General features: G+C 55.8%; 24 protein-coding genes. 12 read left to right on the plus strand and 12 right to left on the minus strand.

From position 1 onward, the window contains the following. Positions 1–106: 106 nt before the first annotated feature. The 4 genes from ACR3EJ_RS10880 to ACR3EJ_RS10895 form a co-directional block, all read right to left on the minus strand. On the minus strand, positions 107–901 hold the full coding sequence (locus ACR3EJ_RS10880) for a lytic murein transglycosylase (protein WP_170540619.1): 795 nt from the start codon (positions 899–901) through the stop codon (positions 107–109). A 65-nt stretch (positions 902–966) separates the two neighbouring features. After that, positions 967–1,614: an MSMEG_1061 family FMN-dependent PPOX-type flavoprotein gene (locus ACR3EJ_RS10885; RefSeq protein WP_170472264.1), complete on the minus strand. Its 648-nt coding sequence runs from the start codon at positions 1,612–1,614 to the stop codon at positions 967–969. 104 nt (positions 1,615–1,718) lie between these two features. Further along, entirely contained in the window at positions 1,719–3,125 is a 1,407-nt protein-coding gene (gene glnA, locus ACR3EJ_RS10890) for a type I glutamate--ammonia ligase (protein ID WP_170540616.1), read from the minus strand. Positions 3,126–3,157: 32 nt separating this feature from the next. Continuing rightward, entirely contained in the window at positions 3,158–3,496 is a 339-nt protein-coding gene (locus ACR3EJ_RS10895) for a P-II family nitrogen regulator (protein WP_074734010.1), read from the minus strand. Between the two features lie 170 nt (positions 3,497–3,666). On the opposite strand from ACR3EJ_RS10895, the gene ACR3EJ_RS10900 reads away from it, so the two are divergent. From ACR3EJ_RS10900 to tig, 3 genes are all read left to right on the plus strand, one after another. Next, positions 3,667–5,259, plus strand: coding sequence for an NAD(P)H-hydrate dehydratase (locus tag ACR3EJ_RS10900; protein ID WP_170540612.1), 1,593 nt, complete (start codon positions 3,667–3,669; stop codon positions 5,257–5,259). A gap of 307 nt (positions 5,260–5,566) precedes the next feature. Beyond that, positions 5,567–6,691: a porin gene (locus ACR3EJ_RS10905; protein ID WP_260022629.1), complete on the plus strand. Its 1,125-nt coding sequence runs from the start codon at positions 5,567–5,569 to the stop codon at positions 6,689–6,691. Between the two features lie 186 nt (positions 6,692–6,877). Then, entirely contained in the window at positions 6,878–8,209 is a 1,332-nt protein-coding gene (gene tig / locus ACR3EJ_RS10910) for a trigger factor (protein ID WP_170540607.1), read from the plus strand. Between the two features lie 97 nt (positions 8,210–8,306). On the opposite strand, the gene ACR3EJ_RS10915 is transcribed toward tig, so the two are convergent. From ACR3EJ_RS10915 to rpsF, 6 genes are all read right to left on the minus strand, one after another. Beyond that, entirely contained in the window at positions 8,307–9,161 is an 855-nt protein-coding gene (locus ACR3EJ_RS10915) for an acyl-homoserine-lactone synthase (RefSeq protein ID WP_170540604.1), read from the minus strand. 119 nt (positions 9,162–9,280) lie between these two features. Then, positions 9,281–9,982 carry a LuxR family transcriptional regulator gene (locus ACR3EJ_RS10920; protein ID WP_170540601.1) on the minus strand — a complete coding sequence of 234 codons (702 nt, stop codon included), beginning with the start codon at positions 9,980–9,982 and terminating at the stop codon, positions 9,281–9,283. A 280-nt stretch (positions 9,983–10,262) separates the two neighbouring features. Continuing rightward, positions 10,263–10,748: a lytic transglycosylase domain-containing protein gene (locus tag ACR3EJ_RS10925; RefSeq protein ID WP_010442080.1), complete on the minus strand. Its 486-nt coding sequence runs from the start codon at positions 10,746–10,748 to the stop codon at positions 10,263–10,265. 154 nt (positions 10,749–10,902) lie between these two features. Beyond that, on the minus strand, positions 10,903–11,523 hold the full coding sequence (rplI, locus tag ACR3EJ_RS10930; RefSeq protein ID WP_010442081.1) for a 50S ribosomal protein L9: 621 nt from the start codon (positions 11,521–11,523) through the stop codon (positions 10,903–10,905). A 12-nt stretch (positions 11,524–11,535) separates the two neighbouring features. Next, a complete protein-coding gene (gene rpsR, locus ACR3EJ_RS10935) occupies positions 11,536–11,763 on the minus strand; it encodes a 30S ribosomal protein S18 (RefSeq protein WP_005608650.1) in 228 nt (75 codons plus the stop codon). 27 nt (positions 11,764–11,790) lie between these two features. After that, complete coding sequence (gene rpsF / locus ACR3EJ_RS10940; RefSeq protein ID WP_029622013.1) at positions 11,791–12,144, minus strand: 30S ribosomal protein S6; 354 nt, start codon at positions 12,142–12,144, stop codon at positions 11,791–11,793. A 268-nt stretch (positions 12,145–12,412) separates the two neighbouring features. On the opposite strand from rpsF, the gene ACR3EJ_RS10945 reads away from it, so the two are divergent. Beyond that, positions 12,413–12,931, plus strand: a complete 519-nt coding sequence (locus ACR3EJ_RS10945) for a hypothetical protein (protein ID WP_010442083.1) — start codon at positions 12,413–12,415, stop codon at positions 12,929–12,931. A 126-nt stretch (positions 12,932–13,057) separates the two neighbouring features. Then, a complete protein-coding gene (locus ACR3EJ_RS10950) occupies positions 13,058–13,630 on the plus strand; it encodes a YceI family protein (protein ID WP_010442084.1) in 573 nt (190 codons plus the stop codon). 52 nt (positions 13,631–13,682) lie between these two features. Here ACR3EJ_RS10950 and ACR3EJ_RS10955 read toward each other — a convergent pair whose 3' ends face one another. Then, entirely contained in the window at positions 13,683–14,912 is a 1,230-nt protein-coding gene (locus ACR3EJ_RS10955; protein WP_170540598.1) for a cytochrome b/b6 domain-containing protein, read from the minus strand. 172 nt (positions 14,913–15,084) lie between these two features. Here ACR3EJ_RS10955 and fabD point away from each other — a divergent pair, with 172 nt between their 5' ends. The 7 genes from fabD to mltG all read left to right on the plus strand — a co-directional run bounded on the left by fabD (position 15,085) and on the right by mltG (position 21,422). After that, on the plus strand, positions 15,085–16,023 hold the full coding sequence (gene fabD / locus ACR3EJ_RS10960) for an ACP S-malonyltransferase (RefSeq protein ID WP_170540595.1): 939 nt from the start codon (positions 15,085–15,087) through the stop codon (positions 16,021–16,023). Positions 16,024–16,067: 44 nt separating this feature from the next. Continuing rightward, a complete protein-coding gene (gene fabG, locus ACR3EJ_RS10965) occupies positions 16,068–16,805 on the plus strand; it encodes a 3-oxoacyl-[acyl-carrier-protein] reductase (protein WP_170540593.1) in 738 nt (245 codons plus the stop codon). A 209-nt stretch (positions 16,806–17,014) separates the two neighbouring features. Next, positions 17,015–17,248: an acyl carrier protein gene (locus tag ACR3EJ_RS10970; RefSeq protein WP_008756330.1), complete on the plus strand. Its 234-nt coding sequence runs from the start codon at positions 17,015–17,017 to the stop codon at positions 17,246–17,248. Positions 17,249–17,387: 139 nt separating this feature from the next. Further along, positions 17,388–17,927, plus strand: a complete 540-nt coding sequence (locus tag ACR3EJ_RS10975) for a GNAT family N-acetyltransferase (protein ID WP_170540590.1) — start codon at positions 17,388–17,390, stop codon at positions 17,925–17,927. Positions 17,928–18,050: 123 nt separating this feature from the next. Further along, positions 18,051–18,794, plus strand: a complete 744-nt coding sequence (locus ACR3EJ_RS10980; protein ID WP_170540587.1) for a 1-(5-phosphoribosyl)-5-[(5-phosphoribosylamino)methylideneamino] imidazole-4-carboxamide isomerase — start codon at positions 18,051–18,053, stop codon at positions 18,792–18,794. Between the two features lie 204 nt (positions 18,795–18,998). After that, entirely contained in the window at positions 18,999–20,264 is a 1,266-nt protein-coding gene (gene fabF, locus ACR3EJ_RS10985; RefSeq protein ID WP_170540584.1) for a beta-ketoacyl-ACP synthase II, read from the plus strand. Then, entirely contained in the window at positions 20,265–21,422 is a 1,158-nt protein-coding gene (gene mltG, locus ACR3EJ_RS10990) for an endolytic transglycosylase MltG (RefSeq protein WP_170540581.1), read from the plus strand. 145 nt (positions 21,423–21,567) lie between these two features. Here the strand turns inward: mltG and ACR3EJ_RS10995 are convergent, their stop codons facing one another. Beyond that, a complete protein-coding gene (locus ACR3EJ_RS10995) occupies positions 21,568–22,827 on the minus strand; it encodes a DEAD/DEAH box helicase (RefSeq protein ID WP_170540578.1) in 1,260 nt (419 codons plus the stop codon). Between the last annotated feature and the right edge of the window lie 99 nt (positions 22,828–22,926).

Here is a 22,926-nt window from a genome sequence, read left to right on the forward strand (position 1 = left end):
CATCATTGATTACACTTTGGAAACCAAGAAAAACGCGGTTTTCTTTAATATATGTGGCGAGAATGTGGCTGAAATCGGATCTGCCGGGCCAGATAAGTTGGTCGACTCAACCGTCGATTCGAGCGGCCATAATAGCGATGGATTGCTGATAAACAGTGGCGGCATTCCACTGTTGGATAACCGCAAAATTCGGCTCGCCGGATTGGTAGCCACGTCCTGGCTTCCACCCTTTCTTACGTAAGAAATTTGCAGTTGAGGCAAGGGCGTCGGTCATGTTGTAGAAATCGACCCGACCATCACCCGTTGCGTCCACGCCATAGGTCAAAGCATTGCCAGGCAAAAATTGCGTATGACCCAGCTCGCCATGTTTTGCCCCTTTTGTCGCCATCGTGACGCTTCCTTGATCGACCAATTTTAGCGCACCAATGGCATGCGGGATAAAGAACTCGGATCGGCGACAATCATAGGCCAATGTTGTGATTGCGGAAACAACCTGGCTGTCGCCCATGAAGTTACCAAAGCCGGTTTCCATGCCGTGGATGGCAATCAGAACACCTGCGGGCACCCCGTATTGGCGCTCCAGAGCAGCATAGAATTGCGGGTTGCGCGCCTTACGCTTTCGTCCCTGCGCGACGATGGTATCCGCTCCGCGAATTTTCATGAACTTGTCCAGCGAGTATTTGAAGCTTTTTTGATTGCGATCAGCTGCAATGGTGCGGGTCGCGTATTGGGTCTGCGCCAATGCCTGCAGGCCTTTCTTTTTCACCCCAGCACGCTTGGCCGTTTTGGCGAAGTCGGCTTTCCAAGCCTCAAATCCGCTACCGGTATTGCCGCATGGGGCCGTGAACGCCATCGAGGGCATGAGAATAGCGATAGCAACGCTGGTGCAAATTCTAAGCATGAAGGAAATCCGATTGCAGAATAACTACTTCAGCCTAAGCTTTGATCGCTGTCTGGCAAAGCGGTTTAATACAGATCAAGTTCACCTGTGGTTTTCAGGGTTTCGAACCACTCGTCCGGGGTTTTATCGATCTTGGCATGCTTGACCATCATCGCGTTCATATTGGGCAGATGCGAAGAATCCGGCCATTCCTCTGGCTGCCACAGGTTTGAACGGATGATGCATTTGGGGCAGTGCGCAAAGATGGTTTCGACATGGATCAACAAGGCCAGTTTGGGGGCATGACCTCCAACATCCATGGTAGAAAGCAGTTCAGAATCCGCACAAATCCTTGCGGTGCCGCGAAGTCGCAGCGTTTCCATTTTTCCGGGGACGAAGAAGATCAAACTAACGCGCGGGTCCTTCAGAACGTTGTGAAAGGTATCTACGCGCTTGTTTCCGGGGCGGTCGGGCAGGGCGATCAGCGTGTCAGAAATGATGAATGTAAACCCTGCCGGGTCCCCGCGTGGAGAAATATCTAGATAGCCGGACGGGTTCGCCGACGCGATGAGGCAGAAAGGTGATGTTGCGATAAAGTCACGGCACATCTGATCCAGCGCCGGAAGTTCTTTGTCGATGATCTGAGGCAGGGGGTGCCCGCAAATCTGTTCGAGTTCGGCTTCTGAGGTCACGAGATTTGCGAACTCTGAAAAAGGTGAAGCATCGACGGGCATGCGCGTTCCTCCTTGGTGCTGGTTCGACGAGTTTGGAAGATCGCGCCAAACGAAACAAGGGCGCCCCGAAGGGCGCCCTTAAAACAGTCCGATATGCTATTGGATCAGCAGCTGTAGTACATGCCGTACTCAACCGGGTGCGGCGTGTGTTCGTAGGTTTCGACCTCTTCCATCTTCAATTCGATGTAGCCGTCGATTTGGTCTTTTGTGAACACGTCGCCCTGCAGCAGGAAGTCGTGATCGGATGCCAGAGCTTCCAGAGCCTCACGCAGCGATCCGCAAACTGTCGGGATGTCGGCCAGTTCTTCGGCGGGCAGATCGTACAGGTTCTTGTCCATGGCTTCGCCCGGATCGATCTTGTTCTTGATGCCGTCCAGACCGGCCATCAGCAGCGCAGCAAACGCCAGGTAGGGGTTTGCGGCGGGATCGGGGAACCGAGCCTCGACGCGCTTGGCTTTCGGGCTTTCGGTCCACGGAATACGCACACAGCCCGAGCGGTTGCGGGCCGAGTAGGCGCGCAGAACAGGGGCCTCGAAGCCCGGGATCAGTCGCTTGTAGCTGTTGGTCGCCGGGTTGGTGAAGGCGTTCAGCGTTTTGGCGTGCTTCAGAACGCCACCGATGAACCACAGCGCCTCATCCGACAGATCAGCATATTTGTCGCCTGCAAAGAGCGGCTTGCCGTCTTTCCAGATCGACATGTTCACGTGCATGCCGGTGCCGTTATCACCTGCGATGGGCTTCGGCATGAAGGTGGCCGATTTGCCGTAGGCGTGGGCGACGTTGTGGATCACGTATTTGTACTTCTGCAGCTCGTCGGCCTGTTTGGTCAGGCTGTCAAAGATCAGACCAAGCTCGTGCTGGCACGAGGCGACTTCGTGGTGGTGTTTGTCGACCTTCATACCCAGACGCTTCATGGTGCTGAGCATCTCGGAACGCAGATCCTGGCTCTCGTCCACCGGGTTCACGGGGAAGTAACCGCCTTTGACCCCGGGACGATGGCCCATGTTGCCCATCTCGTATTCTGTGTCAGTGTTCCACGATGCATCAGTTGCATCAACTTCGTAAGATACCTTGTTGATACTGTTAGAGAAACGAACATCGTCGAACAGGAAGAATTCGGCCTCAGGGCCCATATAGGCCACATCACCGATACCGGACGCCTTCAGGTAGGCTTCGGCTTTTTGCGCGGTGCCGCGCGGGTCACGCTCATAGGCTTCGCCGGTGTCGGGCTCGACAACCGAGCAGTGCAGGCAGATGGTCTTCTCCGCATAGAACGGATCGACATATGCGCTGTCTGTATCGGGCATCAGCTTCATGTCGGATGCTTCGATCGACTTCCAGCCTGCGATGGACGATCCGTCGAACATGAAGCCTTCTTCCAGAAAGTCTTCGTCGACCTGATCGGACATGATGGTTACGTGCTGAAGCTTGCCACGCGGGTCGGTAAAGCGGATGTCGACATATTCGGCGTCCTCATCCCGGATCAGCTGAAGAACTGTGTCCTTGCTCATACTCTCTATTCCTCTGGTTTGAGATTAGTCGGTTACAGCGCGTCCGAGCCGGTTTCACCGGTGCGGATGCGGATAGCTTGTTCAACGGGCGAGACAAAGATTTTGCCGTCGCCGATCTTGTCTGTCTTGGCTGCGCCAACGATGGCTTCGATGGCGGCGTCAACCTGATCGTCGTCCAGCACCACCTCGACCTTTACCTTGGGCAGAAAGTCGACCACGTATTCAGCGCCGCGATAGAGCTCGGTGTGGCCTTTCTGACGGCCAAAGCCCTTGACCTCGATCACGCTCAGACCTTGTACGCCCACGTCCTGCAGCGCTTCTTTCACTTCGTCCAGCTTGAACGGCTTGATGATCGCTTCGATCTTTTTCATTCCGGCTCACCTTGCATGGTTGTCTTGAAGGCACTGATCACGTCTAAGATTGGGCGGCAATCCGATTGCTGTGTTGCAGGCTGCCAGAAACAGTGAAAGCGGTCATTGGATCAAATTTTGATCGCTGTGCACAAAAAGTAATCAAATTTGAATCGCCTGAGGGGCCAGAGATGACAAAACTGCTGACCGCTGCGCAAATGCGCCTCATCGAGACCACCGCGATTGGTCTTGGGCAGGCGACGGGTCTTGAGTTGATGGAGCGCGCAGGACAAGGCGTTGTGGCCGCGATTTTTGAGGAATGGCCAGACTTAGCGAATTCCGGAGGTCGCGCGGTGATATTAAGTGGCCCGGGCAACAATGGCGGAGACGGCTTTGTGGTCGCGCGGTTGCTGCAAAGGCAGGGGTGGCAAGTCGAAGTGTTGCTCTATGGTGACCCTGCCAAATTGCCACCGGATGCGCGCTTGAACTATGAACGGTGGGAAGGAAGGACGCTTGGCGTGGCTGATTTTGGTAAGGCTGAAATTCAGCATCCTGACCTTTCCATTGATGCATTGTTTGGCACCGGATTGACGCGACCAATCGAAGATCCGGTTTTGTGGGAATACCTATGGGCGCATGATGATGCGGAAGACGCATGGGAAATGCGCAGGCAAGGTCGTGGAACCGATATCGTACCACCACGAACAGTCGCAATTGATCTGCCTTCAGGTCTCTGCTCGGATTCAGGCAAAGTTATTGGGGGCGCCTTTGCACAGCATGGTCGCCGTTGCGCACGGTCCGCCCTGACCGTTTCATTCCACGCGCGAAAGCTTGGGCATGTTCTGAGCGAGGGTTCATCTTATTGCGGTCGGCTGGTCGTGAAAGATATCGGATTGAATCGGGATGAGGGAGAGATTGAGGCAGCAACTTCTGTCGAAGCGCCATCTGGCACTCATCTCAACAAAAGTGAGCACAGCCATAAGTACTCGCACGGTCATGCGCTTGTCCTGTCTGGCGGCGTCCGCAAAACCGGGGCCGCACGTTTGGCAGCCCGAGCGGCGCTGCGGATAGGGGCGGGGTTGGTGACACTGGGTGCGCCACCTGCCGCGCAAATGGAGATCGCGAGCCAGATCACCGCTCTGATGCTGAAGCGGGTTGATGGGGCAGGGGACTTACTTGAAACTCTGCAGGATGAGCGGTTTAACGCATTGTGCCTTGGACCGGGCCTGGGGGAAACGCGATCTCGGGAATTGGTGCCGGTTGCACTAAGCGCAGCGCGGCCGACTGTGTTGGATGCGGATGCCTTGTCAGCCTTTGCCGAAGAACCGGCGGCGCTATTAGAACTGCTGCATGAAAGATGCGTGCTGACGCCGCATACAGGAGAGTTCGCGCGTTTGTTCCCGGATATCGCAGAAAAGCTGAATGAAGTGCCCGCCAAGGGCCCGGCATTCTCTAAGGTTGATGCGGCTCGTGAGGCGGCGGTGCGAGCTGGATGTTGTGTACTGGTGAAGGGGCCTGACACGGTCATTGCCACGCTGGACGGGCGGTGCTCGGTCAATTCTGCACATTACAACCGGGCGGCCCCCTGGCTCGCAACGGCCGGATCGGGCGATACGTTGGCCGGCTTCATCACCGGATTGCTTGCCCGTGGGTTCGAGCCAATGCAAGCGGCAGAAACGGCGGCCTGGCTGCATGTTGAGTGCGCCCGGAACTTTGGGCCAGGCTTGATCGCCGAAGATTTGGCCGAGCAGTTGCCCGCCGTATTGCAACAGATTGAAGTATAAATGGATCGGCGGTAAATGGCCGATCACAACCCAAAGCGGCGAATTTATGCCGCTGCGTCCCGCCAGTTGCATAGCGGCTGTTTGCAGTATGCAAAGATCGGCGTCACAATTTTCTTGCATGGTTATTAGAGTCGCCTCTGGGTCTCGATCAATGAATTGAAATTAATGCAGAATTCTTGCCTTCGACGCAGATACCTGTGGCGATAAAGCAATGAATGCTGAACTTGAGCCGGGTATCATTGGAAATGCAGGAACCGATGAGCATTTGAGCAGTATCAAACTTAAAGAACCATCTACGGTGAATGACATGACAGTGAAATATAAACTGACTTCCTTAGCAGCAGCTTTTGCTGCAACAACCGCAATACCTGCCGCCGCCGAACTTAAATATGAAAACAACACAGGTGGTTATGTGTTGCTATACGGACAGTTGCACCCTGCGTTGATTTCGGTCGATGACGGAGAAGACACCGAGACCCGCGTGCTGGACAACGACCTTTCGAACAGCCGGGTCGGACTTGAGCTGTTACAGCCTTTTGGCAATAACGATTTCACATTCCGGTTGGAAACCGGATTGGGACTTCCGAATTCAAGCGAGTGGAACCAGCTAGGCACTGATTTCAGCGGTTGGACTCGCGAAGACATCCGGCATGTAGATTTCGCTCTGGCGGGTGACTGGGGTAAGTTCTCTGCTGGTCAGGGCAGCATGGTGGCGGACGGTGCTGCCGAAGTGGACCTGTCCTATGTCGGGACCGCGCTGTATTCTTTCACGAATGACGAGAACGGCGGTTTTTTCTATCGCGGCACTGACGGTTTCCTAAGCGATATCACCGTGGGCGATTCCAGCAGCAACTTTGACGGCGCGCGTCGTGGCCGTGTTCGTTATGATACACCCGAGTTCAGTGGATTCACCGCTGGGCTGGCATATGGTCAGAACATCCTGTCCAGCGGCGATGACGATGACTATTATGATGTTGGCCTCAGATACAACAACACCTTCGGTGGCGGGGTCGAGTTCGCTGCAGCCATTGCTTACTCGGTTCGTTCGGCTGACGATGGATCAGGGGATCGCAAGGATACGATCGGTTCCGCGTCCGTTCTGCTGCAGAGTGGGTTGAGTTTCACCGTCGCTGCGGGCACGCGCGACAATGATGCGGACGGTGCGTCTGATCCGAACTACTTCTATGGGAAGATCGCGTATGAAGATCAGTGGGTCTCCTGGGGCAAAACCGGTATCGGGATCGACTACTATTCGGGTTCGGACTTCGTGAATGACGGGTCCAGCACAGACGCTTGGGGCATCGCTGTCGTTCAGCGTATCGACAGCATCAATACAGATGCCTACCTGAAATACCGCAATCACGACTTCGAAGATGGCGCTTCGTTCGACAACAACGAAGCCTGGGTGTTGGGCGCCCGCTGGAAGTTCTGAGCTCTTAATTCAGTAATGATCAAACGCTCCGGTCTGCGCCGGGGCGTTTTTTTCGTCTGTGATATGGGCAAAACGGGGCTGAAAAGGCCTTTGCCTCTTGCACGTAGGCGGCTGGGCAAATAGAAGGCGTCAAATTTGCCCGGCGCGCCCGTTTTGCGCGCCCCGAATCCTATGGGGACTACCATAATGCAGGTTACCGAGACGCTGAATGAAGGTCTGAAACGCGGGTACAACATCGTTGTGACCGCAGCCGAGCTGGACAACAAGGTCAACGAAAAGCTGACCGAAGCGCAGCCCGAAGTCGAAATGAAGGGCTTCCGTAAAGGTAAGGTGCCGATGGCACTGCTGAAGAAGCAGTTTGGCCAGCGTCTGCTTGGCGAGGCGATGCAGGAAACCATCGACGGTGCGATGAGTAAGCACTTTGAGGACAGCGGCGAGCGTCCTGCACTGCAGCCCGAGGTCAAGATGACCAACGAGGACTGGAAAGAAGGCGATGACGTAGAAGTTGCTATGTCTTACGAAGCACTGCCCGAAATTCCAGAGGTTGACCTGAAATCGGTCGAGCTGGAGAAGCTGGTTGTCAAAGCTGATGATGCAGCCGTGGAAGAAGCGCTGAACAACCTGGCCGAAACCGCCCAGAACTTCAAAGCGCGTCGCAAGGGTTCGAAAGCGAAAGATGGCGATCAGATCGTGTTCGACTTTGTTGGCAAGGTTGATGGCGAAGAGTTCGAAGGTGGTTCGGCTGAAGATTACCCGCTGGTTTTGGGCTCGAACAGCTTCATCCCTGGCTTTGAAGAGCAGTTGGTTGGCGTAAAAGCCGAGGAAGAAAAAGACGTGAACGTCACCTTCCCGGAAGAATACGGTGCCGAGCATCTGGCCGGTAAAGACGCAGTATTCACCTGCACCATCAAAGAAGTGAAAGAACCGGTTGCAGCCGCGGTTGACGACGAACTGGCAAAGAAATTTGGTGCCGATGATCTGGCTGCTTTGAAAGAGCAGATTGGTGAGCGCCTGGAAGCGGAATATGCGGGTGCGTCGCGTGCGGTTATGAAGCGCGCGCTATTGGACGTGCTGGACGAGAAAGTTTCGTTCGACCTGCCGCCCTCATTGGTGGAAGCCGAAGCCAAGCAGATTGCACATCAGCTGTGGCACGAAGAGAACCCTGAAGTTGAAGGCCACGATCATGATCCGATCGAGCCCACCGACGAGCACAGCAAACTGGCCGAGCGCCGCGTGCGTCTGGGCCTGTTGCTGGCAGAGCTGGGTCAGAAGGCCGAAGTCGAAGTGACCGATGCCGAGATGACTCAGGCGATCATGAACCAGGCACGTCAGTACCCAGGTCAGGAACGTCAGTTCTTTGAGTTCGTGCAGCAGAACGCTCAGATGCAGCAGCAATTGCGCGCGCCGATCTTTGAAGACAAGGTTGTCGACTACATTGTCGAGCTGGCTCAGGTCGCAGACAAAGAAGTCAGCAAAGACGACCTGCAAAAAGCCGTTGAGGCACTGGAAGAGGAATAATCCTCTTCCTTCTCCCAGCCTGGGGCCACAAAAAAGCGGAGCCGTCTGGAAATTAGACGGCTCCGCATGGGTGGCTTTGTACTATGAGGTGAGGGGGTCAGGCCTCATGAGCAAAAGCACGGGGGGTCTGTAACAGAGCGGTCTTTTGCTCTGGGGTGAATGTATCGGTCAGCGCTTCGATCAGTTTCAGCACTGCCTGTCTTTCCACTTCGGTCTTGGCCGCACTCATCTGTTCGACAAAGTACTTCTCAAGATCGGTGAGCGGTTTGTGGTCGCGGTTTGCCGGGTTGGCCGCCGCTGCCTTTTTTGCCTCAAAGAACTCCAATGCCTTTTCTTCTTCGATAAAGACATCGTGGTGGATTTCAGCAAATTCTCGAAGGCCCGAAATCCTTTCCTCGGAGCAATCCAGCAGGGCCGCCATCGCCGGCACTTTGCCCATCGGTACTGTTTCGCCAACATAATCGTAGGGCGCACAGTTCGAGCGTTTGAGGACGCGGTTCATGACCGGGTCGATGACGGTGATGATGTCTTGAATACCCGCGCTGCGGCAATATTCCAGTGATCCAATCATCAACTCACAAGTCGCATATGAGACCGAGTTTTTCTCTTTTCCTCGAGTCAAACGCTGCGTATCGACACAGAAGCGGGTCGATTCCCACATGGTCGCACTGCGCATTGGTGCTTCGCCGCATAAGATATCCGAGAACACATCCGAAAGCATGTGTGGGCCAGTGGTCTGGAGTGCACGTACTGCGGCCACGACGTTCCCCTCATCGTCGAGACCGATTACATATGCAGGATCCAGATGATCGAATTGATCGATTTCTTTCCCATCTTGGATGTTAACGTCCCAACCAAGTCGCCCGCCAAATACCCGAGCGCGCAGTTCGAACATATCGTCAAGAACTTCGGTGAACAGATGTCTGTTCAGCCCATCAACTACCAAAATCATGTTAACCCCCTTCGAGTGATCTGTCTGTGGATAAGACGTTACTCGGTTTCCACAGCGAATCTATTGGGGGTTTCCCGTAATATTGGCTTTTTTTAGCCCAATTTTGGCAAGATTTGGCTTTACCCTGGGTAGATTAAGCCGATTCCGATGGCGCGACCGACGGCCTGCGGAGTCGTCAGTGCATTAAGCTTTTCGCGAGAAGAGCGCAAGTGCACCTCAACCGTACGGTGCGAAATCGACAGAATATCGCCGATATCCTGCTGTGATTTGCCTGCTGCGGCCCATTGCAAAATCTCCAACTCGCGGCTGGAGAGGGTCGGGTGGTACAGCATTCGGCTGATTGTATCCGACGTCATGACGTTGTCATGAATGTGTACGGCCAAAGATTGCAGGTCACTTATCACGTTGGGCACCAGTTTCTTCCACTCTTCCCGGCTGCATTCACGCACGGCGCTGAGCAGGCCGATATCTCCGTACGGCCCGCGCACAGGAATCGTAATGCCCTGATCTGGAATGCCAAAATCATGTGCATCACGAAAAACGCGCTGGAAATCTCTGCCCCGTTCAAGACGACTCCAATCTACGGGCGCGATGCTACGTTGACTCATGTGCAACGTCGGATCGATCAGATGCAGACCTTGTTCTTGATAATGAGCTTTCCAGTCATCGCTATAGGTCACATGCCCGTGGATGGTTCCTGCGGCAGGGTTCATGCCAGCATAAGCGGCATGGTCCATTTCGTATTTGTCACAGACTTGGCGCAGGAACTCGTCATACCGAGTATCCTGTTCTGGAAGGGTGCTGAGATCAACAATATCCATACGGCAACGACCAGCTAGACCCGAGTGAGCGGGCGGATCCCTTTTTCCAGGAAAAAAGATACTGTCTTCCCTGACGTCAACAAGGACACCACATTTCCCACATCATGACAAGAAGCTAGGGGAAATGTCTGCCTTTTAAAGGGAAATGTGCCTTTGGTGCACATCTTTATGGCGTCCTTTGCTCAGGTCAATGTCAGATTTGTGGTGCCCATTCCGAAGTTTATCGGGTGTTTGAGTGGTTATGCGCATACTTTACGAGGTGAATGCGCAGTAATAACGTCTATTTTGTGGCGGAAACTAGGCCGGTTTCAACTAGCATACCCCTCTTCTTAGCTTCGGGGTAATACCCTTTCGCATAAAGAAAAATAGCGCGCTGTTGATCGCCGTCCGACAATAGCCAGGCGCCGCGTAGGTATTTACCTGCAAATTCCAGATTTGTGTCTGCGTCCAGCAATCCCTGGGCATTACCAGCATAACCCATAGATCGCGCGGTCGCAGGCAGGATTTGCAGCAGCCCATAGTAGGGGCGGTTCACTGCCCAGGGGCGATGTGTGCTTTCGCGGATGGCAAGTTTGTGCACCAACTCTCGTGGAAGCTCATAGTGATCGGCCCATTTGTTGATCGAGGCACGCAGTTCCGGCGTCTCATTGGGATATAGGGGCGGGTCGGAGGTGTCGGTGCCACCTGAAGCGTTTGGGCCACCACAGGCGGCAAGTGGCGCAATGAGCAACAAGGTCAAAACGCTGCGGCGAAGGAGAGGGGTCATATATATGCTCCTGATATCGAAGGGCGATGATATGAAACCTTCGCCGGTCCGCAAGTCTAGGCGATCAATCGGGCTAAATCTTGCTGGTGGCGATAAGAAAACAAAAAAAGGCCGCACATAAGTGCGGCCCTTTGGATTCGTAGAAGCAGCTGGATCAGGCTTTGGCTTCGTCTTCTTCAGCCGGAGCTTCTTCGGCGACCAACTCATCGTCATCCGACGCGGCCGAGCCGATGTCGTCAAAGAGTTCAGCGATTTCGAATTCAGCGGCGGCTTCTTCTTCAGCAGCCAGTTCCTGAATCGATTTACCCGATGCCTGCAGTTCGGCTTCTTCTTCCGAACGGGCAACGTTCATCTTGATCTCGACTTCAACCTCGGGGTGCAGTTTGACTGCCAGCGAGTGAAGACCAAGTTCTTTGATCGGGGCGATCAGAACAATCTGTTTCTTGTCGACGGTGAAGCCTGCGTCGGTCGCAGCGTCTGCGGCGTCACGCGGGGTGACCGAACCGTACAGAGCGCCGGCATCTGACGCCGAGCGAATCACGATGAACTGCTGACCGTCCAGCTTTTCAGCCAGCGCTTCAGCTTCTTTCTTGGTTTCCAGGTTGCGTGCTTCAAGCTGCGCTTTCTGGGCCTCGAACGATGCGATGTTCGATTCGGATGCGCTCAGTGCTTTGCCCTGAGGCAGCAGGAAGTTGCGGGCGTAGCCGGGCTTGACGTCAACGACGTCGCCCATCTGACCCAGTTTCGCAACGCGTTCCAGAAGGATAACTTGCATGTCAGTCTCTCCTTACTTCACGGCGTAGGGCAGCAGGGCGAGGAAGCGGGCGCGCTTGATAGCACGGGCCAGTTCACGCTGCTTTTTCGCCGAAACGGCGGTGATGCGCGAAGGTACGATCTTGCCGCGCTCAGAGATGTAGCGCTGCAGCAGACGGGTGTCTTTATAGTCGATTTTCGGCGCGTTCTCACCCGAGAACGGGCAGACCTTGCGGCGGCGGAAAAATGGTTTTGCGGCCATGGGTTATGTCCTTTCCTCAGGCGTTGATCAGCGGCGCTCGCGGCGGCCTTCGCGCTCATCGCGCTTTTGCATCTGGACCGAGGGGCCCTCGTTGTGCTCGTCGACCTTGATGGTCAGAACGCGCATAACGTCGTCATGCAAGCGCATCAGGCGTTCCATTTCCTGAACTGCGCCCGAAGGGGCATCGGTTTTCAGAAAGGCATAGTGGCCTTTGCGGTTCTTGTTGATCTTATAAGCCATCGTCTTGACGCCCCAGTACTCGCTGTCTACGACGTTGCCGCCGTTGTCAGCCAGAACGGTGCCGAAATGTTCGACAAGGCTTTCTGCCTGCGCGTTGGACAGATCCTGACGCGCGATCATTACATGCTCATACAGTGGCATGTGCACTCCTGTTTATATCAAGGCGCATTTCAAAGGCGGGGTCATTGGTCCTTCGCGACCCTGCCACGAGAGGCTGCGCGATTCATAACCTTTGCGAAGGATGGCCCCGTATACACGTTTGCGCGGTCGGGGCAAGCCCTGCCATGGATGCCTTGGTGAAGTCGCCCAATTTCCTTTGGTGTGCCCAATTCCTGACGCTTTTCGCCCCGAGGTTGTTCATGAAGACCGGAGTACCCGGCAGTTTGAAAAAATTAGACAGGGCAAAACAATGGCCGTCATGAACACAAACACTTTTGAACAATCTGCGTCTCGCGCAGCATTTGAGAAATCAGTTCCCGTTCTGATTACCTTCGCGCCGAACTGGCGCGCACGGATCGTTCTTATGCGTGTCGTAGGTGCTTTTCTGATCCTCTCGGCATTTTCAATGTGGCTTATGCCTGGATCTGTCATGGGGGCCGAAGTTTGGCCGATCAAACTGGCCGCATCGATGATGTTCCTAATTGTTGGCGTCAGCCTGCTGACCATCGAGGTCATGGATTCACGCCCAGATGCCTATTTTGATCCGATCCGCCGCGAAGTTCGCATTTTGCAGAAGAATGAAAACGGTCGGCCGCAAACGGTTCTGCGCCGCAGCTACGACTCGCTGGGCGGTGCACGATTTGCGGATGATCAGGTTGAATTGTTTGATGTGGATGGCAGCCTGCTGATGAAGCTGCCGCTGCAATCGGCCGATGTCAGCTCAGCGCTGAAAGGTCAACTCAGCCAAAACGTAACAATTTTCGCCTGAATTTTATTCTGTTCAAAAAGGAACAGATTCTGTGAATCAAAAAAACTTGTGTGCTGCCCTTGGGCAGCACATTTTTGTTGGTGAGCAACCCACCCGGTTTGCGACAACACCATTGCGGAGATTGTTATGAAATCCACCCTTCTTGCCGCTGCTCTGGCTGTTTCGGCCACGACTGCATTTGCCAGCGCTGAAAAATATACTCTGGATCCAAGCCATAGCCAGGTCATCTTCAACTACAACCATCTGGGTTTTTCGACCACCTACGGTATGTTCTCGGGCTTTGAAGGCGAGATCATGTTTGATCAGGAGAACCCTGCTGCTTCAAGCGTGAATGTGTCGATGCCAGTTGTTGAGATGTTCACGGGCTGGAAGCCGCGTGAAGACCACTTCATGACCGAAGATTTCTTCGGCGTGACTGAGGGTGATCTGATCACGTTTACCTCTACCGGTATTGAAGTTACCGGCGAAAACACTGCCAACATCACGGGCGATCTGACCATGAACGGTGTTACCAAATCGGTCGTACTGGACGCCAAGTTAAACCAAGTGGGCGAACACCCGATGGCGGGCAAACCCTGGGCCGGTTTTGACGCCACCACAACACTGGTGCGCAGCGAGTTCGATCTTGGCCAGTTTGCACCCTTTGTCAGCGACGAAGTCGAGGTTCGCATTTCGGTAGAGGCCCAGAAGGCCGACTAATCCGACGTTGACGAACTCTATTACCGCCGGAGGCAACCCTCCGGTGGTTTTTTCATTCCTGGTCGCGCTCTGCCGTCAATTCAACTGTAACAACGACAGTGAAGCCTAACGAATCTTCAGTGGGTTGCGATGTGCCGACGTTGAAATCCATGCGGTTGAGCTCCAGACTGCCGGACATGGTCGCTTCGTCGCCCGCAATCTCCAGCGTGAACGGCAGAACAACATCAACCGATTTATCCCGGATCGTCAGAGGCCCACGTGCTTCGAAGCCTGTTTCTGTTTTGAAAAGATCAGCTTTGAATTGAGCGGTGGGAAATGTCTTGCTGTCGAAGAAATCCGCACCCATCGCCTGATCGGTGACCGTACCAAGGCTAAGTGATCCGATCGCAATGGTCACATCGACCGATCCCGCCAGTCCCGGTTCGGTGGTGTCCTCGAACGCAATCGCCGCAGTCCAGTCGGCGAATTCACCGGTCACCGGGCTCCCCAACTGGGAAATCGTGATCGACAGGGTGCCTTCCTCAACTTCCCACTCTGATTGGACATCTTCAAGCTCTGCAGTGTCCACCGAGGTTTTGCCGTGGTCGTCAAACTCGCCAGTGGCCCAGCCGCCCACGAGCACTGCAGCCCATATTGCTAAAGCGGCAAACGCGGGTACGGTCGAATGGTGCTGTGCTGGTGGCTGTGGCGCCTCGGACCGACCCGGCAGCATGCGGCGCAGAGTGCTGTCTCTGTCCACGACATGATGTTTCAACGCGCCCGCGATATGTAGCAAGAGCGATCCGGCCAGGACCAAGATGAATAACCAATGAAAGGCGGCGGTTAGCTCGGCGAGAAATGCCGATTTTGGAATAAACGGCAGGTTCTGACCGAACGGCCAGAGAATTGGGGCAAAGCCTTCGGCGGCGGCGTGGTGGATCCAGCCACTGAGCGGAACCAATATCAGCGAACCGTAAAGTAACCAGTGCACGGTTTCAGCGGCAAAGGCCTCGGGCTTGTTATCGGCGTTGAGCAGACCGGGTTTTGTTTGGTTTAGAGCCCAGAGGATTCGTGCCAGAGCCACGAAGAACACGGTGACCCCGACGGTCTTATGCAACGAAAATAGCCGGGCCGCGTGGGCGATATCATCCTCGGTCGTTTGGATGTTTGGATCATATATCGCGTGGGCCAGCTCATTCGCGAACCAACCCAGTGGCAAAGCCGTCAGGATCAGCAGAGCAGTCAACCAATGAAATGCTTTGGTTACACCACCATAGCTGGACCGGGTATTTGTCAGGGGCATTGTTTAGCTCTCCGCATTTCTGGGTTTCGGGTAAGTTAAAGGGATGCTGTGCGGACACAAGGCGGAGAAATGCACAGACAAGGTGTCCTGATGCAGAACGCATGCAACGCTTGTGCAGCGTCGTCAGTCAGTTTACACCCCGCCGCAATCTAACGTCATCCATGAGGTTGCAATGACACGCGCATTCGTTTTCCCAGGGCAGGGTGCCCAGACCATCGGAATGGGCAAAGCACTGGCCGACGCCTATCCCGCCGCGCGCGCGATTTTCGATGAGGTCGATGAGGCTTTGGGCGAAAAGCTGAGCGATTTGATCTGGGAAGGCGATATTGCTGAATTGACGCTGACGCAAAATGCCCAGCCTGCGTTGATGGCGACGTCGATGGCAGCGATGCGTGCACTGGAGGCTGAAGGGGCGTCAATCTCAATGGCGTCCTATGTGGCGGGACACTCGCTGGGTGAATACTCGGCTTTGGCCGCTGCCGGTGCTTTGTCGGTTGCTGATACCGCACGGCTGTTGCGGACGCGCGGACAGGCGATGCAAAGCGCTGTACCAGTAGGTGAAGGCGCAATGGCCGCAGTCCTAGGTCTGGACCTAGAAGCAGTGCGTCTGGTGGCCGAAGAGGCCGCGCAGGGAGAAGTTTGTCAGGCTGCCAATGACAACGATCCGACACAGGTCGTCGTCTCGGGTGCAAAGGCCGCTGTTGAACGCGCTGCCGAGATTGCGAAGGAAAAAGGCGCCAAACGCGCGATTATGTTGCCTGTAAGTGCTCCATTTCACTGTGCGCTGATGCAACCTGCTGCAGATGTAATGGCAGACGCTCTGGCTGCCGTGAAAATCAAGGCACCCGCCGTGCCGTTGGTCGCGAATGTTCGGGCCGGTGCTGTGACCGATCCGGATGTGATCCGACAGCTGCTGGTGGAACAGGTCACCGGTTCGGTTCGGTGGCGCGAGAGCGTGCAATACATGGTCGCGCAGGGTGTGACTGAGGCGTGGGAGATCGGCGCGGGCAAAGCTTTGTCGGGAATGATCCGCAAGATCGATCGTGCACTGGCCTGCACGGCGGTCGGATCGCCCGAGGATGTACAAAAAGCCGTTAACCCCGGCGCATGAACAAAGGACAGCCGCCGGTTACAGCGGCCAGAGAGGGAACATAGATGTTTGATTTGACAGGTAAGAACGCGCTGGTCACTGGTGCTTCGGGTGGAATAGGCGGCGATATCGCTCGCGCCCTGTATGACGCTGGTGCCACTGTTGGCCTTTCCGGAACCCGCGTGGAACCTCTGCAAGCGTTGGCTGAAAACCTTGGTGAGCGCGCGCATGTCTTACCTTGTAACCTGAGCGACCCCGAGGCCGTCGAGGCACTGCCGAAACAGGCTACCGAGGCGATGGGCTCGGTTGATATTCTAGTCAACAATGCTGGAATCACGCGCGACAACCTGTTCATGCGCATGTCGGACGAAGAATGGCAGAGCGTGATTGACGTGAACATGACCGCCACGATGAAGCTGTGCAAAGGCGTGATCCGGGGCATGATGAAAGCGCGCTGGGGTCGGATCGTGAATGTCTCGTCCGTTGTTGCTGCGATCGGGAACCCGGGACAAGCGAATTATGCTGCATCTAAGGCAGGGATGATCGGGTTTTCCAAGGCTTTGGCGCATGAGGTGGCAACCCGCGGCATCACTGTGAACGCGGTCGCTCCGGGCTTTATTACCACGGCCATGACCGAGAAGCTGACAGATGAGCAAAAGAAAGGTCTGCTACTCAAGGTTCCGGCTGGCCGCATGGGCGATCCGCAAGAAATCGCAGCCGCCGTTCTGTACCTCGCAAGCCCCGAAGCCGGGTATGTTACCGGAAGCACCTTGCATGTGAATGGCGGTATGGCCATGTTGTAATCGCAATTCGGGGCGGACGCGAAAGCGTTTGCCTTGTGCGTTGTCTGTGCTATAGGCGGCGCATATGCGCAGGAACCGGTCCAAGGGCCGGTTCTCTGATTTCCCGGGGACCCGGGACCCAAACCGCCCGGAAAGGGCAAAACCAGTCCATCCCGAACGGGCAAGGGCAGAACCGGGCGGACAGCCCTGAAATGAAATGAGGAATAGACATGAGCGACGTCGCAGATCGCGTAAAGAAGATCGTTGTTGAGCACCTGGGTGTTGAAGAGGACAAGGTTGCTGAAAACGCCTCGTTCATCGACGATCTGGGCGCAGACAGCCTGGACACCGTTGAGTTGGTAATGGCGTTCGAAGAAGAGTTCGGCATCGAGATTCCAGACGACGCTGCCGAGACCATCCAGACCTTTGGCGACGCGGTCAAATTCATCAGCGAAGCTTCCTAAGCTTATCGTTCGAAGACAAAAGCGGCGCTTCCGGGCAACGGAAGCGCCGTTTTTTTTTGCCTGACGTAATTCGCACTTGCCTTGATCTGTTGAGAATTCGCAATCTGGCGCTTGAGGCAAAAAATGAGCGGGTAAGGGCATGATAAGATCCATCCCGATGATCAATACGGCGCGTCTGACCTTGTGTGCGATGCGCCCCGAAGATTTCAACCGTTTCGCCGAGATCTGGCGTGATCCGAAAGTTGTGCGCCATATCGGTGGCACCCCGAAGACGCGTGGCGAGGCCTGGGATTCCTTCTTGCGCAACGCTGGCCACTGGCAGATGACCGGTTTCGGTCAATGGGGTGTGATGCTGCAATCGAATCGCACTTTGATCGGGCAGGCCGGGTTCTTTTTCGGCAACCGCGAGCTTGGAGAAGATTTTGATGGCTTCCCCGAAGCAGGGTGGGTTCTGGACCCAGAATTGCAAGGGCAGGGGTACGGGCGCGAAGCCGCACAAGCTGCGCATGACTGGTTCGATCGCGTCATACCCGGCCCGCTTGTCGCGCTGATAGATGCGGACCACGCAACGTCTCAGCGACTGGCTGAGAAGTTGGGCTACAAGCTGCTGCGTGAGGCAGAGTATCTTGACACGGCGGTTCATTTGTTTCGCCGAGATGGGCCTCCGGCGCGGGTCTGAAACGCTTATGCTTGAGCGATGCCGCAAACGGCATTTACTTTGCCGATCCCGGGAAAAGATGGGAGGGGCGGCGGAGATATGGTATCGTGGTATTGCCATTTGAGTGAGCGGAGGAAAAGGCTCATGAGAATTTATCCCACGATGGAACTACAGAACGGTCGCTGTGTGACGCTGGACAAGGGGCGTCTGGATGACGCGATGATCTGGCATGTGAATCCGGTAGAGACCGCGCGAAGCTGGTCCGCTGCAGGCGCAGCATGGATGCAACTGACGGACTTCGATGCCATCGAAGGACGTGACACCAATGCAGAGCTGGTTGAAGAGATCATTCGTTCGTCCGAGATGTCCGTGCAGTTGGCCGGTGGCATGCGGACGCGCGAGCAGGTTGAATATTGGATCAACAAAGGCGCTGGACGAATCGTAATCGGGACGTTGGCGGCCTGGGACCCTCAATTGGTAAAAGAACTGGCTAAGCTGTATCCTGATCAGATCGTATTGGCAGTTGATGTCTGGCAAGGCCAGGTGATGACCGAAGGTTGGCGAAGCCAGAGCGCCTTTACACCGGAAGCGTTCATTGAAGCATTTGCAGATACACCATTTGCGGCCATTTTGGTCACTGACATCGATAGCGAAATGGAAGATGTCGAGGCGCAGCTGGGGCTGATCTCGGGTCTCGCCGAGAAATCACGCACACCGATCATTGCAAGCGGCGTCGTCCGTACTGCAGATGATATTTCGCGCCTTGCCTATATATCGAATATTTCAGGTGCAATCGTTGGTCGCGCACTGTTCCGCAAAACAGTTGATTTGTCCGAAGCGTTGGAAGTTGCAAAATCGGCGCATGAGCCGGTCGCTGAATTCCAGTAAACATAGCGCAACAGAAAACCCGGCCGTTATATGCTTGATGTCGGTCGGGTTTTCACTTTTTCACGCATTTTAGATTACATGGCAGAGTTTTGAACGATTTCCGGTTTGGGGATACCGAGCCAGATTCTGCTGTTGCTCTTGCCCCCGCACCCCGGGCCGGGGTATGAGCGGTTCTCATAACAGGAAGCAGGCAAGAGGCACTTCATGCGCAGAGTCGTCGTAACCGGTCTTGGATTGGTCACTCCTTTGGCCAGTGGGGTTGAGGAAACATGGTCGCGGCTGCTGGACGGCGAGTCCGGTGCAGGCCCGATCACACATTTCGACGCTGAGGCAAGCGGGGTCACCACGACCTATGCCTGCGAAGTGCCGCGCGGAGATGGCACCGACGGGACGTTCAATCCCGATGATTGGATGCCACCGAAAGAGCAGCGCAAGATTGAGGATTTCATCCTCTATTCGATCGCGGCTGCCGAGATGGCCTGCAAGGATGCCAATTGGCTGCCCGAGGACGAAGAAGACCGCCTGCGCACGGGCGTTCTGATCGGATCGGGTATTGGCGGGCTTGGGTCGATTGCCAACACAGCAAATCTGATCCGTGACAAGGGTCCGCGTCGAGTGTCACCGTTCTTTATTCCGGGCGCTCTGATCAATCTGGCCTCGGGTCAGGTATCGATCCGGCATGGATTTAAGGGGCCGAACCACTCGGTCGTGACCGCGTGCTCGACCGGTGCCCATGCGATCGGCGACGCCAGCCGCATCATCCGCGCCGGAGATGCAGACGTGATGATCGCGGGCGGTGGCGAGGGCTGCATCTGTGAAATCGGTATCGCAGGCTTCAACGCCTGTAAGGCGTTGTCGACCAAATATGCCGATGATCCGAAGAAGGCGAGCCGCCCCTATGATATTGACCGCGACGGTTTCGTCATGGGTGAGGGCGCGGGTATCGTGGTTCTTGAGGATTACGAACACGCTAAAGCTCGTGGTGCGAAAATTTACGCGGAGGTGCTGGGTTACGGTATGTCCGGCGACGCCTATCACATCACTGCTCCGTCTGAGGATGGCGACGGGGCCGAACGCTCGATGAAAGCAGCGCTGCGCAGCGCGGGGCTTGAGCCGAAGGACCTAGACTACATCAACGCGCATGGCACCTCCACCATGGCGGATACGATTGAATTAGGCGCGGTCGAGCGCCTGCTGGGGGATCACGCCAGCAACGCGACCATGACCTCGACCAAATCGGCCACCGGTCATCTGCTGGGCGCTGCTGGCGCGATTGAGGCAATCTTCTCGATCCTTGCTATCCGCGATCAGGTCGCTCCGCCGACCATCAATCTGGACAACCCGGCGGTTGAAACTCCGATCGATCTGGCCCCGAATGCCAAACGCGAGCGTGAGATCAATGTGGCGTTGTCAAATTCGTTCGGATTTGGCGGCACCAACGCAAGTGTGATCTTCGGAAAGGTCAGCTAAATGTGGCGAGCGCTCGCTTCGAACGCGTTGACTATTCTGATCGTTGGCCTGTTCCTGATGGGTGGCATCATCCTGTGGGGGCAGTCGCAATACAAGTCCGAAGGTCCCCTAGAAACTGCGATCTGCTTGCAGGTGAAGCCGGGCTCGAACATGACGCGGGTCAGCCGTGATCTGGAGGATCAGGGTGCGATCAGCAGCGGGTTGATTTTCCGCTTAGCTGCTGATTACACAGACAAATCTCAGCAGCTGAAAGCGGGTAGTTTTCTGGTTCGCGAAGGCGCGTCGATGGAACAAATCGTCGACGACATAACCCATAGCGGCGCCAGCACCTGCGGGACCGAAATCGAATACCGCATCGGTGTGACCCGTATGCAGACCCGCGTGCGCGAACTGAACCCGGCGACGCTGGATTTCGACGAAGTCGCATCCTTCGTAGTCGGTGAAGAGGAAGCGCCTGAAGCCTATGCAGAAAAACGCGGCGAGGCGGATACGCGCTATCGCATTTCTCTGGCCGAAGGCGTCACCAGTTGGCAGATTGTCGAGTCGCTGAAAGCGATGGATTTATTGACCGGCGAGGTGGCCGAATTGCCCGCCGAAGGGATGTTGGCCCCCGATAGCTACGAGGTCAGACCCGGTGAAGATCGGAATGCAATTCTTGCTGAAATGCAGGAAAAACAAAAACTTAGAATAAATGCAGCGTGGGAGGGGCGTCAGGACGGTTTGCCTTTGAACAGCCCTGAAGAGATGCTGGTTCTGGCTTCGATCATCGAAAAAGAAACGGGTCAACCGGAAGAGCGCGGCCAAGTGGCCAGCGTTTTCGTTAATCGTCTGAACCAAGGTATGAGGCTGCAGACTGACCCGACCGTAATCTATGGCGTGACCAAGGGGCAGGGCACCTTGGGTCGCGGATTGCGGCAAAGCGAACTGCGCCGCGCGACGCCTTGGAACACCTATGTCATCGAGGGGTTACCGCCCACCCCGATCGCCAATCCGGGTCTTGCGAGCCTTGAGGCTGCGGTGGCACCTGACAACACGGATTTCATCTTCTTCGTTGCAGACGGGACCGGTGGTCATGCCTTTGCCGAGACCCTGCAAGAGCACAATCGCAACGTTGCCAAGTGGCGCGAGATCGAGGCAGAGCGAAATTCAGGGAACTGATCTGATCGTCCGGCTTGTACAGGTTTGAAACGGCATGTTGTCCGACTTGTACAGGTTTGAAACGGCATATTGTCCGACTTGTACAACTTGAATTCATAGCCCCAACAAAGAAACGGCCCGGTCATTCGACCGGGCCGTTTCTTGTTCAGGCCGCCTTGGCGCGACGTGGACGGCGGCGTTTCTGACCGCCCGGCTTCGGTGCACCGGAGTGCTGAGGTTTCGGGCCACGACGACGATTGTTCGGACGGCGTGGGGATTTCTTGGGCGCGATTGCTTCGGGCATCTCACCGCTGGCGACCGGGATCTCGATCTTCATCAGCTTCTGGATTTGACGCAGCAGGTCGACCTCTTCTGCCGAACAGAAGGCGATGGCCTCACCCTCGCGGCCTGCACGGGCGGTGCGGCCGATGCGGTGGACATAGTTGTCGGGCACCTCGGGCAGGTCGTAGTTGATCACGTAAGCCACGCCCGGAATGTCGATGCCGCGCGCAGCGACGTCTGTTGCGACGAGAACATTAATCTCGCCCGCGCGGAAGGCCTTGATCGCGCGATCACGCTGGCCCTGACTTTTGTTGCCGTGGATCGAGGCCGCGTTGAAACCATCGGCAACGAGGCCTTTCATCAGTTTCTCGGCCCCGTGCTTGGTGCGAGAGAAGACCAGCGTTAGGGCGTCCATATCTGCCGAGAGGATCTCGCGCAGTTTGGCGGGTTTTGCAGGCTTTTCAACAAAGTGGATCGACTGCGTGATTTTGTCGGCTGCTTTGCCGGGAGGTGAGACCTGCACCCGTTGCGGGTTGGTCAGATAGGCCTGGCTGAGCTCTTCCATCTGCTTCGGCATCGTGGCCGAGAACAGCATGGTCTGGCGCGGCGTGCCTAGTTCCGGCGCGATGCGGCGCAGAGCGTGAATGAAGCCCATGTCGAGCATCTGATCCGCCTCGTCCAGCACCAAATGACGGACCGAACCCAGATCGACCGCGCCGCGATCCATCAGGTCAATCAGGCGACCGGGAGTGGCGACAAGAATATCGGTGCCGCGAGACAGGAACATGATTTGCTTGTTGATCGATTGGCCTCCGACCACGGTGGCAACGCGCAATTTGGTCTTTTTGGTCAGGTTGCGCAGGCTGTCGGCGATCTGATTAACCAGCTCGCGTGTGGGCGCAAGGATCAACGCCTTGGCGGTTTTTGGCGCAGGTTTACCGGGCTGAGCCAGCAGGTGGTCAATCAGCGGCAGACCGAAGGCCAGTGTTTTACCTGTACCGGTCTGCGCAAGGCCGAGGATATCGTGACCGTTCAGCGCCAGCGGGATCGCCTGGTTCTGGATTGGGGTCGGTTGAGTGAAGTTGGCGCGTTTGAGCGCATCATTCAGAGCGGGTGCGAGGCCCAGCATGTCGAAGTCGAACAAATAACTATCCTTTACAGCCCGAGGCAATGGCCCACGGGCAAGTCGTGATCGGCCGCATCCGCGACCAGCAGGGGTTGTGCGAAACCTCAGGACGCGCAG

Source organism: Ruegeria sp. AB11 (genome assembly GCF_056536325.1).

Excerpts from the sequence above, each read along its gene's own strand:
- ACR3EJ_RS10880 (WP_170540619.1), bottom strand. The coding sequence starts at position 901 with ATGCTTAGAATTTGCACCAGCGTTGCTATCGCTATTCTCATGCCCTCG.
- ACR3EJ_RS10885 (WP_170472264.1), bottom strand. The coding sequence starts at position 1,614 with ATGCCCGTCGATGCTTCACCTTTTTCAGAGTTCGCAAATCTCGTGACC.
- glnA (WP_170540616.1), bottom strand. The coding sequence starts at position 3,125 with ATGAGCAAGGACACAGTTCTTCAGCTGATCCGGGATGAGGACGCCGAA.
- ACR3EJ_RS10895 (WP_074734010.1), bottom strand. The coding sequence starts at position 3,496 with ATGAAAAAGATCGAAGCGATCATCAAGCCGTTCAAGCTGGACGAAGTG.
- ACR3EJ_RS10900 (WP_170540612.1), top strand. The coding sequence starts at position 3,667 with ATGACAAAACTGCTGACCGCTGCGCAAATGCGCCTCATCGAGACCACC.
- ACR3EJ_RS10905 (WP_260022629.1), top strand. The coding sequence starts at position 5,567 with ATGACAGTGAAATATAAACTGACTTCCTTAGCAGCAGCTTTTGCTGCA.
- tig (WP_170540607.1), top strand. The coding sequence starts at position 6,878 with ATGCAGGTTACCGAGACGCTGAATGAAGGTCTGAAACGCGGGTACAAC.
- ACR3EJ_RS10915 (WP_170540604.1), bottom strand. The coding sequence starts at position 9,161 with ATGATTTTGGTAGTTGATGGGCTGAACAGACATCTGTTCACCGAAGTT.
- ACR3EJ_RS10920 (WP_170540601.1), bottom strand. The coding sequence starts at position 9,982 with ATGGATATTGTTGATCTCAGCACCCTTCCAGAACAGGATACTCGGTAT.
- ACR3EJ_RS10925 (WP_010442080.1), bottom strand. The coding sequence starts at position 10,748 with ATGACCCCTCTCCTTCGCCGCAGCGTTTTGACCTTGTTGCTCATTGCG.
- rplI (WP_010442081.1), bottom strand. The coding sequence starts at position 11,523 with ATGCAAGTTATCCTTCTGGAACGCGTTGCGAAACTGGGTCAGATGGGC.
- rpsR (WP_005608650.1), bottom strand. The coding sequence starts at position 11,763 with ATGGCCGCAAAACCATTTTTCCGCCGCCGCAAGGTCTGCCCGTTCTCG.
- rpsF (WP_029622013.1), bottom strand. The coding sequence starts at position 12,144 with ATGCCACTGTATGAGCATGTAATGATCGCGCGTCAGGATCTGTCCAAC.
- ACR3EJ_RS10945 (WP_010442083.1), top strand. The coding sequence starts at position 12,413 with ATGGCCGTCATGAACACAAACACTTTTGAACAATCTGCGTCTCGCGCA.
- ACR3EJ_RS10950 (WP_010442084.1), top strand. The coding sequence starts at position 13,058 with ATGAAATCCACCCTTCTTGCCGCTGCTCTGGCTGTTTCGGCCACGACT.
- ACR3EJ_RS10955 (WP_170540598.1), bottom strand. The coding sequence starts at position 14,912 with ATGCCCCTGACAAATACCCGGTCCAGCTATGGTGGTGTAACCAAAGCA.
- fabD (WP_170540595.1), top strand. The coding sequence starts at position 15,085 with ATGACACGCGCATTCGTTTTCCCAGGGCAGGGTGCCCAGACCATCGGA.
- fabG (WP_170540593.1), top strand. The coding sequence starts at position 16,068 with ATGTTTGATTTGACAGGTAAGAACGCGCTGGTCACTGGTGCTTCGGGT.
- ACR3EJ_RS10970 (WP_008756330.1), top strand. The coding sequence starts at position 17,015 with ATGAGCGACGTCGCAGATCGCGTAAAGAAGATCGTTGTTGAGCACCTG.
- ACR3EJ_RS10975 (WP_170540590.1), top strand. The coding sequence starts at position 17,388 with ATGATAAGATCCATCCCGATGATCAATACGGCGCGTCTGACCTTGTGT.
- ACR3EJ_RS10980 (WP_170540587.1), top strand. The coding sequence starts at position 18,051 with ATGAGAATTTATCCCACGATGGAACTACAGAACGGTCGCTGTGTGACG.
- fabF (WP_170540584.1), top strand. The coding sequence starts at position 18,999 with ATGCGCAGAGTCGTCGTAACCGGTCTTGGATTGGTCACTCCTTTGGCC.
- mltG (WP_170540581.1), top strand. The coding sequence starts at position 20,265 with ATGTGGCGAGCGCTCGCTTCGAACGCGTTGACTATTCTGATCGTTGGC.